Origin of the sequence: Sphingomonas sp. 2SG, from assembly GCF_005503285.1 — a bacterium.
Taxonomy (GTDB): Bacteria; Pseudomonadota; Alphaproteobacteria; order Sphingomonadales; family Sphingomonadaceae; genus Sphingomonas; species Sphingomonas taxi.
Window position 1 is genome coordinate 44,768 of record NZ_SCMZ01000019.1, and the last position, 16,302, is coordinate 61,069.

The 16,302-nt window shown below is 67.2% G+C and carries 12 protein-coding genes; 6 read left to right on the forward strand and 6 right to left on the reverse strand.

Features of this window, described 5'->3' with window-relative positions:
* Positions 1-99: 99 nt before the first annotated feature.
* The 3 genes from FFS23_RS09900 to FFS23_RS20595 all read right to left on the reverse strand — a co-directional run bounded on the left by FFS23_RS09900 (position 100) and on the right by FFS23_RS20595 (position 4,331).
* Positions 100-3,312 (reverse strand): TonB-dependent receptor, encoded by a 3,213-nt coding sequence (locus tag FFS23_RS09900; RefSeq protein WP_038665278.1) that lies wholly within the window; start codon positions 3,310-3,312, stop codon positions 100-102.
* A gap of 183 nt (positions 3,313-3,495) precedes the next feature.
* Positions 3,496-4,191, reverse strand: coding sequence for a DUF6445 family protein (locus FFS23_RS09905; RefSeq protein ID WP_137898480.1), 696 nt, complete (start codon positions 4,189-4,191; stop codon positions 3,496-3,498).
* An 8-nt stretch (positions 4,192-4,199) separates the two neighbouring features.
* The gene (locus FFS23_RS20595; RefSeq protein ID WP_283214451.1) at positions 4,200-4,331 is read right to left on the reverse strand and encodes a hypothetical protein; all 132 of its coding nucleotides are present in this window, start codon (positions 4,329-4,331) and stop codon (positions 4,200-4,202) included.
* A 96-nt stretch (positions 4,332-4,427) separates the two neighbouring features.
* On the opposite strand from FFS23_RS20595, the gene FFS23_RS09910 reads away from it, so the two are divergent.
* The gene (locus tag FFS23_RS09910) at positions 4,428-5,450 is read left to right on the forward strand and encodes a LacI family DNA-binding transcriptional regulator (protein ID WP_137898481.1); all 1,023 of its coding nucleotides are present in this window, start codon (positions 4,428-4,430) and stop codon (positions 5,448-5,450) included.
* Between the two features lie 50 nt (positions 5,451-5,500).
* Here FFS23_RS09910 and FFS23_RS09915 read toward each other — a convergent pair whose 3' ends face one another.
* Together FFS23_RS09915 and FFS23_RS09920 are read right to left on the reverse strand one after the other, a co-directional pair.
* Positions 5,501-5,923 carry a MerR family transcriptional regulator gene (locus FFS23_RS09915; RefSeq protein WP_212742935.1) on the reverse strand — a complete coding sequence of 141 codons (423 nt, stop codon included), beginning with the start codon at positions 5,921-5,923 and terminating at the stop codon, positions 5,501-5,503.
* A 5-nt stretch (positions 5,924-5,928) separates the two neighbouring features.
* The gene (locus tag FFS23_RS09920; RefSeq protein ID WP_137898482.1) at positions 5,929-6,279 is read right to left on the reverse strand and encodes a DUF3147 family protein; all 351 of its coding nucleotides are present in this window, start codon (positions 6,277-6,279) and stop codon (positions 5,929-5,931) included.
* Between the two features lie 158 nt (positions 6,280-6,437).
* Here FFS23_RS09920 and FFS23_RS09925 point away from each other — a divergent pair, with 158 nt between their 5' ends.
* The 5 genes from FFS23_RS09925 to FFS23_RS09945 all read left to right on the forward strand — a co-directional run bounded on the left by FFS23_RS09925 (position 6,438) and on the right by FFS23_RS09945 (position 12,938).
* Complete coding sequence (locus tag FFS23_RS09925) at positions 6,438-6,767, forward strand: hypothetical protein (RefSeq protein WP_137898483.1); 330 nt, start codon at positions 6,438-6,440, stop codon at positions 6,765-6,767.
* Positions 6,768-6,824: 57 nt separating this feature from the next.
* Complete coding sequence (locus FFS23_RS09930) at positions 6,825-8,087, forward strand: TolC family protein (RefSeq protein WP_137898484.1); 1,263 nt, start codon at positions 6,825-6,827, stop codon at positions 8,085-8,087.
* On the forward strand, positions 8,084-9,232 hold the full coding sequence (locus tag FFS23_RS09935; RefSeq protein ID WP_137898485.1) for an efflux RND transporter periplasmic adaptor subunit: 1,149 nt from the start codon (positions 8,084-8,086) through the stop codon (positions 9,230-9,232). The genes FFS23_RS09930 and FFS23_RS09935 overlap by 4 nt, the downstream gene beginning before the upstream one ends.
* Before the next feature lie 3 nt (positions 9,233-9,235).
* A complete protein-coding gene (locus FFS23_RS09940) occupies positions 9,236-12,469 on the forward strand; it encodes an efflux RND transporter permease subunit (protein ID WP_137898486.1) in 3,234 nt (1,077 codons plus the stop codon).
* Between the two features lie 190 nt (positions 12,470-12,659).
* Positions 12,660-12,938: a hypothetical protein gene (locus tag FFS23_RS09945; RefSeq protein WP_137898487.1), complete on the forward strand. Its 279-nt coding sequence runs from the start codon at positions 12,660-12,662 to the stop codon at positions 12,936-12,938.
* Between the two features lie 107 nt (positions 12,939-13,045).
* Here FFS23_RS09945 and FFS23_RS09950 read toward each other — a convergent pair whose 3' ends face one another.
* Positions 13,046-16,177 carry a PAS domain-containing protein gene (locus FFS23_RS09950; protein ID WP_137898488.1) on the reverse strand — a complete coding sequence of 1,044 codons (3,132 nt, stop codon included), beginning with the start codon at positions 16,175-16,177 and terminating at the stop codon, positions 13,046-13,048.
* Positions 16,178-16,302: the final 125 nt, after the last annotated feature.

The window sequence follows — 16,302 nt, forward strand, 5'->3', positions numbered from 1 at the left end:
CGATGGCGTACCGTGCATCGTCCGGGTCAGCAAGCGTCTTCCAAAAAAATGGGCCGCTCCGAAGAGCGACCCCAAGGGGAGACGTAATCGATGATAAGTTCAGAACCGATAGCGCGCGCCGAGCAATAGTCTCGGTTTGTTTTCCTGCGCGAAGAAGGTCTGGTTTTCCGAGCGTCCGTAGCTGCGCACCGATTCGCTGGTCAGGTTGATACCTTCGAGCGAGACGGCGATCTGTTGATTGATGTCCCAGCTGACGTTGACATCGACGCTGCTATACGGCGCGAAGAAGACGGGATTGCGATCGGTGGTGCCGCCACGGCCGATCTCCGACAGGTATTTGGCACGCCAATTGTACGTCAGGCGTGCCGACAGACCATTCTTGTCGTAGATCAGCGAGGCGTTCGCCGTGTCGGACAGGCCGAGCAAGGCGAACTGATCCGCGGTCGGCGCCGCCAGCACGTCGATGCCGACATTGCCGCGCACCAACGTGTAGGACGCCGCGACGCCGATACCGGTCCGGCCGAAGAAATACTGGCCGGCGAACTCGGCACCGTAGATTTCCGCGTCGCGGTTGTTGATCGGCGAGGCGATCGAGAAGATCGCCAGCGGATCGTTGGCGTCGGGCGTGATGTCGACCGAGCGCGACAGCTGGTCGAAATAGCCGCCGTTGACCGAGGTGCCCGAACTGTTGGCGCGGATATCGGCGTCGGTTTGCGCGACGTTGCCGCCGTTCTGGACCAGCCGGGCCGTATAGCTGAACAGGTTGATGTCGGTCCGGTCGAGGCCGAGCCGGCCGAGCGCCTCGGCCGCCGTGCCGGATCGCGAGCCTGCCGCTCCGGTGGTGGCGTCGCGCAGGCCGAACAGATTGCCGTTCGACAAGCCCGTTCCGACGAAGTTGCGCACCCGTTTGTCGAAGAAGCCCGCCGACAGGTAGCTCGACGACTTGAAGTACCATTCCGCGGATATGTCGAAATTGTCCGACACGAGCGGGCGCAGGTTCGGGTTGCCCGTCGTGCCATTCGGCTGGCCGCCGAACAGCGTCGCGCGGCTGCCGGCAGCGGCGGTCGAGCTGACGAACTGATCGCCGTAGGACGGGCGTGCGATCGTCTTGCTGAACGAGACGCGGGTGATGACGTTCTCGAACGGCGAGATCTGGAAATCGATCGCGGGCAACAGATTGTCGTAGCTGCCGCGGCCGGACAGCGGCGTCGCCGCCGACGAGCCCGGCACGTTGAAGTCGTTGTCCGACGTCCAGATGATCGCCGACGGTCCGTTGACCAGCGAGAACGCCCTCACCTTGGTGACTTCGTAGCGTGCGCCGACGACCATGGTCGCATCCGCACCGGCGATCTGGCCCTTCCAGGTCAGCTGGCCATAGGCCGAGGCGATCTTCTCCTCGATCCTGTCGTCATTCGCCGAGCCGGCGGTGACGGGATTGCCGCGCGCGGCATAAAGCGGCGAGAAAATGTTGTTCAGCGCCACTGCATTGCCGCGGAAGGCATTGAGGCCGGGGCCGGTGACGCCGGGCTTGAAGTGATCGAACTTGCAGACGAGGCAGAAGGTCTTGATCAGGCCTGCGGCCTGCGCCTCGACCTCGCCGGGATTGCTGATGCTCCAGTCACCCAGCGTCTGCGTGGTCTGGGTCCGCGTCGAACGAAGCTTCGAATCGATGTAGCTGCCACCGAATTCGGCCTTGCTGCCGCCGCCGAGATCCCAGCCGAGGCCGAGCTGCGCCTGATTGATCGTCTGGATCTGCCGCGCGGAGTTGGTGCGGGCGACCTGGGTGCCGAGATCGCCGGCGTCGAGCTGGCCGTTGCAATTGCCGATCACGCGGCCCGGTCCGGCGTTCGAGGACAATGCGTTACAGTCGTTTATCGTCTCGCTGACCTGCGGGAAGCCGCGCGACCAGTCGATCGTCTGCCCATTGACGACGTTCGCCCCCATCGAGAACAGGGTCGAGCTCGCGCCGTTCGACGCGTCGGGCAGCGCCTGCGACTTGGAATGCTGGATGTCGGCGACCAGCTTGAACTTGTCGCTGACGTCCCACGCCGCGTTGAGGCCATATTCCTCCAGCTTGTCCTTGGTGGCGCGGAACTGCTGCTCGTAGCCGGTGTCCTTGGGATCGGGCACCGCCTGCGAGATGACCGTCGCGGTCGGCACCGGGCTGTTGTCGAAGGTGACGGTGCCGAACGGCCGGTTGAGCCAGTTCGTCTGATCCTGCCGCGCCTCGTTCTGGCGGTTCTGCGCCCACAGCACATCCGCGGTCAGCAGCAGGCTTTCCACCGGGCGGAATTGCATGACGCCCGAGGCGTTGATGCGCTCGCGAGTCGATTCGGAGAAATGGTAGCGCGCATCGTTCGGGAAGGCGATCAGGCTGCCCGCGGGCGGGCGGTTGTTGATCACCGTATTGGCGCCGAAGATGTCGCCGGGATTGTCGATCGTCCGGATGTTCCAGGCGTTCGACGTCGAGCTGGCGGCGGCGGAGTTGCGCTTCTGGTAGCTTCCGAACAGCGCGACACCGAAGGTATCGCTATCATTTTTCCAGTTCAGAAGACCGGACACTTCCGGCGTGACTTTCGCCAGGCCGTCTTCGTCCTTGGAGATGCTGGTATCGTACGACGCCTTGGCGCCGATCGATCCCGACAGGCCCGACTGCCGCGAATCGAGCGGCTTGCGGGTGATGACGTTGATCGTCGCGCCGATACCGCCGGTCGGGATGGCGGCGCGCCCGGTCTTGTAGACTTCGAGCGTGCTGACGCCTTCCGACGCGAGGTTGCCGAAGTCGAACGAACGGCCGGTCGCGGTGGCGAAGTCGACGCTCTGGTCGCCGCCGACCCCCTGCAAATTGGTCGCGGGCAACTGCCGGCCGTTGAGCGTCACGAGGTTGAAGCCACCGCCGAAGCCGCGGGCGGTCACCTCGGCGCCCTCGCCGTTGACGCGGTTGATCGACACGCCGCTGACCCGCTGCAGGGATTCGGCGAGGTTAGTGTCCGGGAACTTGCCGATGTCCTCGGCCGAGATCGCGTCGACGATGCCGTTCGAGTTGCGCTTGATGTCGATCGCGCGATTGAGCGACGCGCGGATACCGGTGACGACGATGTCCTCGCCCGACCCTTCCGCGGTGGCGGTGGTGGCACCGTCCTGCGCGGCGCGTGGCGCGTCTTCTGACCCCGGCTGCGCATTGGTGGCGGGCGCATTGCTGTCGTCACCGCCGCCGACGACCTGGGCCGATGCGGGCGTGGTGAGACACAATGCGATCGCGCCGACCGATGTCGTGCAGACGAGCGCCCTCAATGGCGAAAATCCCCTCATGCTTCCTCCCCTTATGGTCAAGCAGCCGCCTGTCGTCGGCGACCCTGGCTTGCCTCGGGGCCAAGACCTACTGTCGTGTCCTACGTTGTCAATAGCAATAAAAGTATACCAAATTGCGACGTTTTGTTGCGCTTTTGTTATGTGCGACAAAACAACATTGGGCGTCATCGGCTCGCGGACGGATCAGCCCGAAGCCAGAGTCAAAAAGATGTTGGCGGTGAGCCTTCCGCTGCGTGGATCGGCGGTCAACCGATCCGGCGTCGGCACCGTTCCCGAATGGAGGATGCAGCTGCGATAGACGATCACTCGGTTGAACGTGGCGCCGACCTGCATCGTCCGCTCGAACCAGGGTGCGCCGTCGTCGACATAGCCGTGCGGGGCGGCCTCGGTCGCGCGTGCCGCCCGATAGGAGGCAAGCCGGCAGTCATCGAGCCGCTCGAACCCCGTCGCCTTATGGCGATAAAAGGCGGTGCCACCGGCGCCGGCGTCGCACAGATAGTGGAGGATCGCGAATTGCGCCGGGTCGACCGAGTCGACGTGCGGCGAACGCTGCGGTGGTGCCAGGGCCGTCGGCGCCAGCGTCACCAGCGAGAACGCCCCCTGTGCGCGGTTCGGACGAACCGCCCCGAGCCCGAACGCCTCGGCGATCGGGCCGACCAGCACGTCGACGACCGACTGGATATAGGCATCAGGCAATGCCGCCCGCAGGCCGGGATAGCCGCCGGTCGGGCCATAAGCCGGGGTGAAGCGGCTCGCCGCCGCGACATCGACCAGCGCGGCGGGATCGGCGAGCAGTCCCGCGGCATCGAGCAGCGGTTCGCGCTCTGCGCCGATCGCCGAGGCGGTCAGCCGCGCGTCGTCCGCGATGGCGAATGCCATACCACGCCTCATACGATCGGGTTGCGGCGGACGACTTCCTCATACCAGGTCGCGCCGAGCGTCGGCGTCCGCTGCAACGTCTGCAAGTCGACGTAGTGGATGGTCTCTCTCCCCGTCCCGCTCGTTGGCGGCAGAGACAATTCGATACAATTTGTCCGACGTTGTCAACAGCATGCCGCTAATCAAGCGGCGCCATCCAGAGTGGACCAAAGCGACGACGCTACGTACACCGCCTCATGGTCAAGGGACATCACCGCACGACGATCGTCGACGTCGCCCGCCACGCCGGCGTGTCGATCAAGACGGTATCGCGCGTGCTAAACGGCCAGCCGCACGTGACCGAAGACATCATCCGCCGGGTCAAGGAAGCCGCGGCGGCGGTCAACTACCATCCCAACATGCTCGCCCGCGCGCTGGTTCAGCGCCGTTCGCACCTGATCGGCCTTGTCTACGAAAACCCCTCGCCCAGTTACGTCGTCGATCTGCAGAAGGGCGTCCTCGAGCGGTTGCGTGACGAACATTACCGGCTCGTCGTCATTCCGATCGCATCGATCTCGGCGCACGAAGCGGACGTGGTCGGGCTGCTCCGCTCGGCGGCGCTCGATGGCGTCGTGCTGGCGCCGCCGGCCTCCGACAGCGAACGGATCATGGCCGATCTGACCGCGGCGAGCATCCGCTTCGCGCGGATCGCGCCCACCCGCCTGATCGAGGCGGGACCAAGCAACCTGATCGACGACGTCACCGCCGCGCGCGAGATCGCCGCCCATGTCATCGGCCTCGGCCATCGCGACATCGCGATCATCACCGGCGATCCCACCCATGCCTCCGCCGACGCGCGCATGCAGGGCTTCGCCGCGGCATTCGCCGCGGCCGGCATCACCATCGCCCCGGAGCGGATCGCGACGGGCTTCTACACCTATGAAAGCGGCCATGCCGCCGCGACGACGCTGCTCGCCCGCGCCGATCGGCCGACCGCGATCCTCGCGCAGAACGACGACATGGCGGTCGGCGCGTTGATCGCGGCGCTGGAGGCCGGGCTGACGGTGCCGGGCGACGTGTCGATCACCGGCTTCGATGACTCGGAAGTCGCGCGCATCGCCTGGCCGGCGATCACGACCGTCCGCCAGCCGGTTTTCGACATGGCGGTCGCCGCCGCCGATATGGTCGTAGCCCAGCTCAAGGACACGCCCCCGATCCTATGTCGGAGCCATCGCCACGAGCTCATCATCCGGCAATCGACCGGCGTGGCGAAGCGTTAGGGTGTTTCGAGATCGGGCGATATTCCGACAGATGTCAGGACAGTCGACGGTCAACTCGCCGTGCCCGGCCCGCTCTTGCCGGGAAGCCGTGGCAAGAAGGTCTGGAGGATCTGGCAATCCGCCACCGTGCCCCCGGCGCAGCGCGCGATGACGCTGGCGAGGTCGCGTCGCAACGCGACGAGGTCCGCGATCTTTTGGTCGATCGCGTTCAGATGCCGTTTGGCCAGTTCGTCGACCTCGCCACAATCCCGATCCCGCTCTATCGCCATGTCCAGCAATGCGCGGACTTCATCGAGCGAGAAGCCGAGGTCCCGTGTCCGCCGGATAAAGCGGAGCCGCTCCAGATCAGCGGGACGGAAGGACCGATAGTTTCCGTCGGTCCGCGCCGGGGCGGCGATCAGCCCGACCCGCTCGTAATAGCGGATCGTCTCGACCGTCGTACCGGTCTCCCTCGCGAGCTTGCCGATCGTCAAATGGGTCACAGCGCGATCCCCAGCTTCGAGGCGGACACCGTCATCGCCGTGTAGAGCAGCACCGTCACCGCGCACCCGGCGGCCAGAGCCCACCAGACAGGCACGCCGCTGCGGATCAGGAACGGGATGACGAGGAACATCGGCAGCGACGGCAGCACATACCAGAAGGTCGCGCTCGCATGGGCTGCCAGACGATCGGGATCACCTGTGTCGTGCCACAGCCACATCATGCCGAGGATCGAGACGAGCGGCAACGAGGCGACGAGAGCGCCGAACCCCGGGCTGCGACGCGCCACCTCGGATACAGTGGCGACGATCACACCCGAGAGCAGCGACTTCACGACGAACCACATCATTCGCTTGACCCTGTAGCTGCTACAGGGTGCATATAGCCTGTCGGACGCACTTCGCGAAGGACGACGGCCATGGCTTGCGGCGGTTGCGGCAGAACCTCGGACGAGAGGGTGGCTGCCGGACGGGGTTACACGGTGCCGGCAGAATGCTAGGCACAGCCATGCGCAAGCTCGTGCCCCTCCTGGCGTGCCTGATGCTGGTCCTGGCGGCCTGGGCCGGGATGGCGCATGCCGCGGAAACAGGCGGCATCGAGATGAGCAGGACCGAGACGGCCGTCCACGCACCGGGCGATGGCGACGAGGTTCCTGCCGACGCGGACAAGGCCTACCCCCACCATCACGCCAGCTGCCACGAGCACCACGTGGACACGCCCGTCGTCGGGACGATGATCGGCCGGACGCTCGTCGCATCGACGATACCGCCCGCAGTGCGCAACCGTGCGCTGAGCGGACACGACACGGAAGCCGGCCTCCGACCGCCGCAGGCCTGACGCGTCGATCGAGCGCGCGCGCATGCGCGTCCGGGTCACTACCGTCGGGAGCAATTCATGCATCGCATCATCGCGGCCGTTCTGGCCGCCGGCGCCTGCGCATCGTCGTCGCAGGCCCAGACCGAACAGACCGCCGCCGCAATGCCGGTCCTCACGCTAGCCGAAGCGATCGACCGGTCGGGCGCGTCGTCGCCGTTCCGGGACGTGGCCGCGGCGGGTATCCGCGCCGCCGAAGCGCAGCGCCGCCTCGCCGGCCTTCGACCCAATCCGTCGATCGTCGGCGAGGCGGAGAACGTCGCGGGCACCGGCCTCTATCGGGGACTGCGCTCGTCGGAGACGACGCTCGGCCTCGCGCTGCCGGTGGAGCGCGGCGGCAAGCGTGGCGCCCGCATCGCCGTCGCCGACGCGCAGATCGGACGCGCCGGCCTGCAGGCCGAGATCGCGCGCGCCGATTTGCGGTTGCGGGTGACGCAGACCTACACCGCCGCCGCCGCCGCCCAGCGTCGGGTTTCCATTGCGGAGGATCAGGTCGGCATCGCCGCCGAGGTCCTGCGCGCCGCCCGCGTCCGGGTGCAGGCCGGTCGCGCATCACCGCTCGAGGAGCAGCGCGCCGACGTGGCGCGCATCGCCGCCGCGGGGACGCTCGAACGGGCACGCCGGTCGGCGGCGGTGGCCTCCGACAATCTCGCCCGACTGGTCGGCGTGCCGGTGGGCCGGCTCGATGGCGGCTGGTTCGACGCGGTGCCTTCGGTCGGCCCGTCGCGGTCCATGACGCCGTCGGCATCGCTGACCGTCGCCGCGGCGCGTGCCGACCTCGACACGGCCACGGCGCAGGTCCGCCTCGCGCGCAGCCAGCGCGTGCCCGATCTGACGGTCAGTGCCAGTGCCCGCCGGCTGGAGCAGACCAACGACGTCGCGGCCGTGTTCGGCATCTCCATCCCGCTGAACGTCTTCAACAACGGGCGAGCGAGCATCGCCCTTGCCGAGGCGCAGCGCGAGCAGTCGGACGCACGGCGGCGCGTCGCGCTGCTCGACGCCGAGCAGGACGTGGCCACGGCCCAGGCCGAGGCGGAGAACGCTGCGACGACGGCACGCAACGCCGCCGGACCCGCGCTCGCCGCCGCGACCGAGGCCGCCCGGATCGCTCGCATCGGCTACCGTGAGGGCAAGTTCGGACAGCTCGACCTGCTCGATGCCGAGCGCACGCTGCTCGAAACCCGCACGGCCGCGATCGACGCGCTCTCCGCCCATCACGATGCGCAGGCACGGCTGGAACGGCTGACCGCCGCCGCGCCGCTTTCCAAGGACGATCACCGATGAACCGCATCCTGAAGACCGCGATGCCGGCGGTCCTGACCCTCGCCGTCATCGGCTGCGGCCGCTCGGCCGAGCCCGCCGAGAACGCCAGTGAGGCAGGCGAGACGAAGGGAGCGGCCAGCGGCGATCCGACGACCGCCACACTCTCGGCGCAGCAGATCGCCGACGCCGGCATCGAGGTCACCCGTCCGACCGTCGGCGGCGTCGCCGGGGCGATCGAGCTTCCCGCAACCATCGAGGGCGACCCGCAAGGCGTGCAGGTCGTGTCGGCCGCGATCGGCGGCCGCCTGGTCGCGCTGACCCGCAACCTTGGCCAGCCAGTTCGCCGCGGCGAGACGCTGGCCGTCATCGAGAGCCGGGAGGCAGCAAGCCTCAACGCCGAAGTGGCAGCCGCGCGGGCTCGCTCCGCCCTCGCACGATCGAATCTGCGCCGCGAGCAACGGCTGTTCGCCGAACGCGTATCGCCCGAACAGGACCTCGTCGCCGCCCGCACCGCCGCGACCGAGGCGGACATCGCGCTGCGTCTCGCCAATCAGCAGCTGTCGGCCACCGGCGGGGGTGGTGACGCCCTCAACCGCATCACGGTGCGCTCGCCGATCTCCGGCCGGGTGATCGCCCGCTCCGCGACGCTCGGCCAGCAGATCGCCGCCGACGCCGAGATCTTCCGGGTCGCCGACCTGGCCAGAGTGTCGGTGACCATGTCGCTGGTACCGGCCGATGCCGGTCACGTCGCGCCGGGCACCCGCGTCGAGGTCACGTCTGCCGGACGGCGTCAGGACGGCCGTGTGACCTTCGTCTCGCCGATCCTCGACGAGACCACCCGTCTCGTGCCGGTGATCGCCACCATCGACAACGTCGGTGGCACCTGGCGCGTCGGCGAGACCGTCGGCGTCTCCGTGCTGCTGCCCGCCAAAAGCGATCGCAGCGTCGCCGTGCCGTCGGCCTCGGTGCAGATGATCGGCGACAGGCCGCACGTCTTCGTGCGGACCCCGTCCGGATTCAAGGCGATGCCGGTGACGCTCGGCCGCACCAACGGCGGCTCGGTCAGCGTCACCGCCGGGCTGACCGGGGAGGAGCGCATCGCCTCGACCAACTCGTTCACGCTCAAGGCCGAACTCGGCAAGGCGCAAGCGAAGGACGAGGACTAGGCCATGGTCGCCCGCCCCGTCCTCGCCGGCATCGTCACCTTCGCCGTCGAAAAGCGCTGGCTCGTCCTGCTGCTGACCGTCGCCGCGGCACTCGCCGGGGTGTTCGCGATCCAGCGGCTGCCGATCGACGCCGTCCCCGACATCACCAACAATCAGGTACAGATCAACGTCGTCGCGCCCGCCCTCTCGCCCGACCAGATCGAGAAGCAGGTCGCCTTCACCGTCGAGACCGCGCTCGCCGGCATTCCCGGCCTCGCATACACCCGGTCGCTCAGCCGCAATGGTTTCGCGCAGGTCACCGCCGTCTTCGACGAGGGGACCGACATCTATTTCGCGAGGGCGCAGGTCGCCGAGCGGTTGCGCACCGCCGCGGAGACCCTGCCCGACGGGGTGAACCCGGAGATGGGACCGATCGCCACCGGACTCGGCGACATCGTCATGTGGACGGTCGAGTATCGCGAGCTCGACGAGGTCAATCACCGCAACGGCGAACCCGGGCTCCAGAAGGACGGCAGCTACATCACCCCCGAGGGCGACCACCTCGTCACGGCCGCCGACAAGGCGACCTATCTGCGCACCGTCCAGGACTGGATCGTCACGCCGCAGTTGAAGAGCAGCGCCGGCCTCGCCGGGGTCGACAGTCTCGGCGGCTACACCAAGCAATATCTCGTCGTCCCCGACATCCAGCGGATGGCGGCGATGCGGATCACGCTGCAGGATCTCGCCACCGCGCTGGAGCGCAACAACAGCAGCGCCGGTGCTGGCGTCGTGAACCGCAACGGCGAAGGCCTTGCCGTTCGCGTGGACGGGCGCGTCCGCAACGCCGACGAACTGGCGCGCACGGTGATCGCCACGCGCGAAAGCGTGCCGATCCTGCTCAGCCAGATCGCCACAGTTCGTACCGGACAGGCGCTCCGCATGGGGTCCGCATCCGAGAACGGCCACGAGGTCGTCGTCGGCACCGCGGTGATGCGGATCGGCGAGAACAGCCGCACCGTCTCCACCGGGGTCGGCGAACGGCTGAAGCAGATCGGCCGGGCGCTGCCCGTCGATGTTGTCGTCAAGCCGGTGCTCGACCGCACCGAGTTGGTCAATTCGACCATCGCCACCGTCGCCCGCAACCTGGCGGAGGGCGCGCTGCTCGTCATCGTCGTGCTGTTCGCGCTGCTCGGCAATGTCCGCGCGGCGCTGATCGCGGCGCTGGTGATCCCGATCACCATGCTGCTGACCAGCGTCGGCATGCTGCGCGCCGGCGTCTCGGCCAATCTGATGAGCCTCGGCGCGCTCGACTTCGGCCTGATCGTCGACGGCGCCGTCATCATCGTCGAGAACGCGCTGCGACGGCTCGGCGATGCCCAGCACGGCCGCCCCGCGCCGCTGCCGCTCCGGCAGCGCCTCGACCTCGTCGCGGCATCGGCGCGCGAGATGATCCGCCCGTCCGTCTACGGTCAGGCGATCATCATCCTCGTCTACGCGCCGCTGCTCACCTTCACCGGCGTCGAGGGCAAGATGTTCGAGCCGATGGCGCTCACCGTCATGATCGCGCTCGTCTTCGCGTTCATCCTGTCGATGACCTTCGTACCGGCGGCGATCGCTTGTCTGCTCGGCCGACCGGTCGACGAGAAGGAGAGCCGGATCATCGGCTGGCTGCGTCGCCGCTACGAGCCGGGCCTCGGCAAGGCGATGGGGCGACCGGGGGCCACGCTCGGCGTCGCCATCGGTACGCTCGCGCTCGCCGGCGTCGCCTTCACCACGTTGGGACAGGAATTCCTGCCGCAGCTCGACGAGGGCAACATCCTCGTTCAGGCGGTGCGCATCCCCGGCACCTCGGTCGACCAGAGCCAGGCGATGCAGTTTCGGATCGAGAAGATGCTCGCCCGCCAGCCCGAGGTGCGCTTCGCTTTCTCGCGGACGGGGACGTCGGAGATCGCCTCGGACCCGATGCCGCCGAACGCGACCGACACTTTCGTCATCCTGAAGCCGCGTGCCGAGTGGCCCGACCCCGGTCTCGGCAAGGAAAAGCTGGTGGAGCGCATGGCGCAGCGGCTCTCGACGCTGCCCGGCAACGCCTATGAGATCACCCAGCCGATCCAGATGCGCTTCAACGAACTGATCGCAGGCGTGCGGGGCGACATCGCGGTGAAGGTCTTCGGCGACGACTTCGGCGGTATGACCGACGCCGCCGGCCGCATCGCCGCCATCCTGCGCAAGACGCGCGGCGCCGTCGACGTGCGGGTCGAACAAACCGAAGGGCTGCCGATGCTCGACATCCGCCCCAACCGCATGGCGATGGCGCGGATCGGCGTCACCGCCGGCGACGTGCAGGATACCGTCAGCGCCGCGATCGGCGGTCGCGAGGCGGGCGTGATCTTCGAGGGCGACCGGCGCTTCCCGGTCGTGATCCGCCTGTCGGACGCGTCCCGGTCGGACCTGACCGAGGTGGCGCAGGTGCCGGTGCCGACGTCGGCCGGCGGCTTCGTGCCGCTGTCGACGGTGGCCGACATCGCAGTCGTCGACGGCCCGAACCAGATCAGCCGCGAGAACGGCAAGCGCCGCGTCGTCGTGCAGGCGAACGTCCGCGACCGCGACGTCGCCGGCGTCGTCGCGGACGCGCGGGCGGCGATCGACGCGCAGGTGAAGATGCCGCCGGGTACCTACGTCGCATGGGGCGGGCAGTTCGAGAATCTGGCCTCGGCGCGCGACCGGCTGCTGCTCGTCATACCCGTCTGCTTTGCCGCCATCATGCTGCTGCTCTACGGCGCGCTCGGCTCGGTGCGCGACGCAGCGATCGTCTTCACCGGCGTGCCGCTGGCGCTGGTCGGCGGCGTGCTGGCCCTGACCTTGCGGGGCATGCCGTTCTCGGTGTCCGCGGCGGTCGGCTTCATCGCGCTGTCGGGGATCGCCGTCCTCAATGGCCTCGTGATGGTGTCGTCGATCCACGACCTGATGGCCCGGGGCATGGGCCGGGTTCAGGCCGCGCATGACGGTGCGCTCGCCCGGCTTCGCCCGGTCGCGATGACGGCGCTGGTCGCGTCCCTCGGCTTCGTGCCGATGGCGCTGGGCCATGGTGCGGGTGCGGAGGTGCAGAAGCCGCTGGCCACCGTCGTGATCGGCGGCCTCGTTTCGGCGACGCTGCTGACCTTGTTCGTGCTGCCGACGCTCTATGCCCGCCTCGGCGGGGGGAAGGCGACGCATGATGGTAGCTCGGGATCACATCGTGATTGCAGCGGCTCCTGACGTCGATCCATCCCCGCAGCAGATGGCATGCACGCCAAAGCTTGGCGTTTTTCATCATATAATAGTGACTAGCGGCAAGGCACGGTCCCATCCCCTCGAGAGACGAGGTGTGTTACTCGTATGGCACGCATTTTGCACCTCTGGACAGAGCCGCCGCAGACTGGTGGCGGGCGTTCACGGGGAGAAGGATATGATGCCGACCAACACGAGCAAGGCTTTGGCGGCGGTCACGCTGATCGCATCGCTATCGACCGGCGCCGCGGCTACGCCACGCCGGATCACGACCATAACGGACGACTACACGGCGCAGTATGATCAGCGCCGGGACGTCTATTGTATCAAATTCTTCGCTGACCTGCCCGCGGCAATGCCTCAACCCGGCCCATCGAAGGACATATGCAAATCACAGGCGGGATGGGCGAAAGAAGGAATTCAGGTGAACCGCGCCAACCGGCTCAAACCGTCTTAGAAGAAGCCTTCGGGAAAGGCGGCAGGTGCCAATGACATGGGGGACCAGCCGATCGCTTGCGAAGATGGACGAGCGTTCAAAGTCGGGGAACACCCGTGCATTACACATCAGCGAGTGGCCATGTCCGTGAGGGCGCTCGCGGCAGGCTCAGTGCCGGAGCGGGTGGCGATGGCCGCGATCAACGCTTCGGCGTTGTACGGCTTGGCCAGAACGACACAGTCGATCTCGTTGGCAACCGCTCCGGGATCGCCGGTTGCGAATACGACAGTAGCGTCGGGGCGCAATGCGCGGGCCTTTTCGGCGAGTTCACGCCCGGACGCTCCCGGGAGATTGAGGTCGGTCACGAGCACGTCGACGGGGGCGGTCTGCAGCGCCATCAACGCCTCCTCGGCGCTGGCGGCTTCTACCACGACGAAGCCGGCCTGCTCCAGCATCTCGCCGGTGTTCCCGCGGATCAGGTCGTCGTCTTCGACCAGCAGCGCCGTCCTACGTAGCGTCGGCGTCGAGGCGATCGGTGCCGAGCAGGCGGTGACGAGCTCGGGAACGGCAGCCGTCGGGATAGACGCCTGCCCCCGCTGGCGCTGATTGGCCAGCACATGGCGAAACTTCCGAGCCAACGCATCGCGGGTATATGGCTTGGAGAGCAGTTCGACACCCTTGTCGAGCTTGCCGCCGTGCACGATCGAATTCTCGGTATATCCACTGGTGAACAGCACGGCGAGGTCGGGCAGGCGCTGGCGCGCCTTGCGGGCGAGTTCCGGGCTCTTCAGCGGCCCCGGCATGACCACGTCGGTGAAGAGCATGTCGATCGGAACCCCGCTCTCGATGACCGCGAGCGCGCTCGTCGCTTCCGGTGCCTTGAGGACCCGGTAGCCGAGATCGGTCAGCATCTCGACGACGGTGGCGCGAACCTCTTCGTCGTCCTCCACCACCAATACCGTTTCCGTGCCGCCCGTGATCGGTCCTGCATCGCTGACGACCTCGACGTCTTCGACCTCGGTCGCCCGCGGCAGATAGAGCCGGATCGTGGTGCCCTCGCCGACTTCCGAGTAGATCTTCACGTGGCCGCCCGACTGCTTGACGAAGCCATAGACCATGGAGAGGCCGAGGCCCGACCCCTTGCCCTCGGCCTTCGTCGAGAAGAACGGCTCGAACACCTTGGCGATGATCTCGGGCGACATGCCCGACCCCGTATCGCTGACCGCCAGCATGACATATTGGCCCGGCGTTACTTCGTCGTGGGAGCGCGCATAGGCGTCGTCGAGATGAGCATTGGCCAATTCGATGGTCAGCTTGCCGCGGCCTTCCATCGCATCGCGTGCGTTGATCGCAAGGTTGAGCAGCGCGTTCTCGATCTGCGCGGGGTCGATGAAGGTGTTCCACAGCCCGCCGGAGAAGACGGTCTCCACCTCGATCGCCTCACCGATCGCGCGACGCAGCATGTCGTCCATCCCCTGCACGAAGCGGGTGACGTTGACGACCTTGGGCTCGAGTGCCTGACGGCGGCCGAAGGCGAGCAGTTGGGCCGCGAGCTTCGCGCCGCGCGCAACGCCGGCCATCGCGTTTGCGACGCGCTTTTCGGCACGCTCGTTGCCCGCCACATCCCGCATGAGCAGCTGGAGATTGCCGCCGACGACCTGGAGCAGATTGTTGAAGTCGTGCGCGACGCCGCCCGTCAGCTTGCCGACGGTCTCCATCTTCTGCGCCTGGGCGAGCTTCACCTCTGCCTGGCGGCGTTCCGCGATTTCATCGATGACGCGGCTTTCGAGCGTTTCGTTGAGTTGCCGGAGCTGATCCTCGGCGCGCTCGCGATGCCGGACCTGGCGTGCCAGACTCTCCGCATGCTCCCGCAGGCTCGCCTCCGCTGCGCGCTGGTGCGAGATGTCGGTGTGGACTCCCACCCACTCCCTGATCTCGCCGGCACCATCGAGAATGGGCAATGCCCGAATGGCGAAGGTCCGCCATTCGCCATCGTAGCGGCACACCCGATGCTCGTGCACAAACATGCTGCGGGTCGTCACCGCCTGGTTCCAGGCGATGACCGTCCCTGCCGAGTCGTCTGGGTGGACGGCCGATGCCCAGCCGAAGCCCTGATATTGATCCGGACTCTGCCCGGTCAGCGCGCTCCAGCCGGGTTGTTCGCCGATCATGCGACCGTCGGCGCTGTTCGTCCAGAGCACGCCGTGAACCGCTTCCATGGCAGTGCGGAACCGGCTGTTGCTGGCCTTGATCTCCAGCTCGCGCTCGGCGCGGTCACTGACGTCGATACCGAGGATGTAGACGCCGACCGTCGTATCGTTGTCGCCAACGTGGGGCACGTAGCGGATCTCGGTCTGGCGCGGCCCCAGGTCACGGTGATGAAGCACCGTTTCGGCGATCACCGCATGGCCCGCCAGAGACCGATCGAGGTCTGCCGCGCGCGAGCGATACGCCTCCTCGCCGATCACCTCCCGGACATGCTTGCCGATCATCGCTTCGGGAGCGATGCCGAACCAGGCCTCATAGTCGGCATTGGCGAAGCGGTAGACGTGCTCGCGATCGACATAGGATACCAACATCGGCACCGCGTCCGCGATGCGGCGCAGTTCGGCCTCGCTTGCCGCCAGCTTGCGTTCGGTGGCGACGCGCACACTGTTGTCGATGATCGTGCAGAGCACCCCGCCGGGCGTGCCATCGGCATCGTACACGGGGGTGTAGAACAGGCCGAGCATCAGTGTCTGTGGGCCACCGGGACGCTCGAAGACGATCGGCTGATCGAGATAGGACTGCGTTTCGCCCTTGAGGACGGCGGCCAGCACCGGGCCATTCCAGTCCCAAACCTCGGGGAAGGCCTCCGCCACCGGCGTACCGAGCGCGAGCGGGTGCCGATCACCGGCGATCTCCCGATAGGCATCGTTGTAGAACATGATGTGATCTGGTCCCCACATCAGGACCTTTGCGATCGGCGAATTGACGAGGTTGGAGATGGTCGCGCGCATCTCGTGCGGCCAACCTTCGGGCGCGCCAAGCGTGGTACGGCTCCAGTCGCGATTGCGGATCAGCGTCCCGCACTCACCTCCGGCCACCGGCCAACCCTGTATCGCAGGTCGAGCGATCGGCCCCTGGCCATCGCGCAGGGCGCGAAGGCCCGCCCTGACGACTTCGCTGACGTTGGCATAATCGCCCGTGGTCAAACTGCTCGAAATGAAGCTCTTCAGCTCGGGCGTCAGCGATACGTTGCAGGAAAGGCGCGAAGTCATGATCCGGCCCTGCGCATGTGGGCGATTTGTGTCAATGGATGGCACGAAACCGTCCATATCACGGCAAACGCCATATGGTCCCGAAGCTTAGCGGGCATGAAAGACATGTCGTGACGTGGCGAACC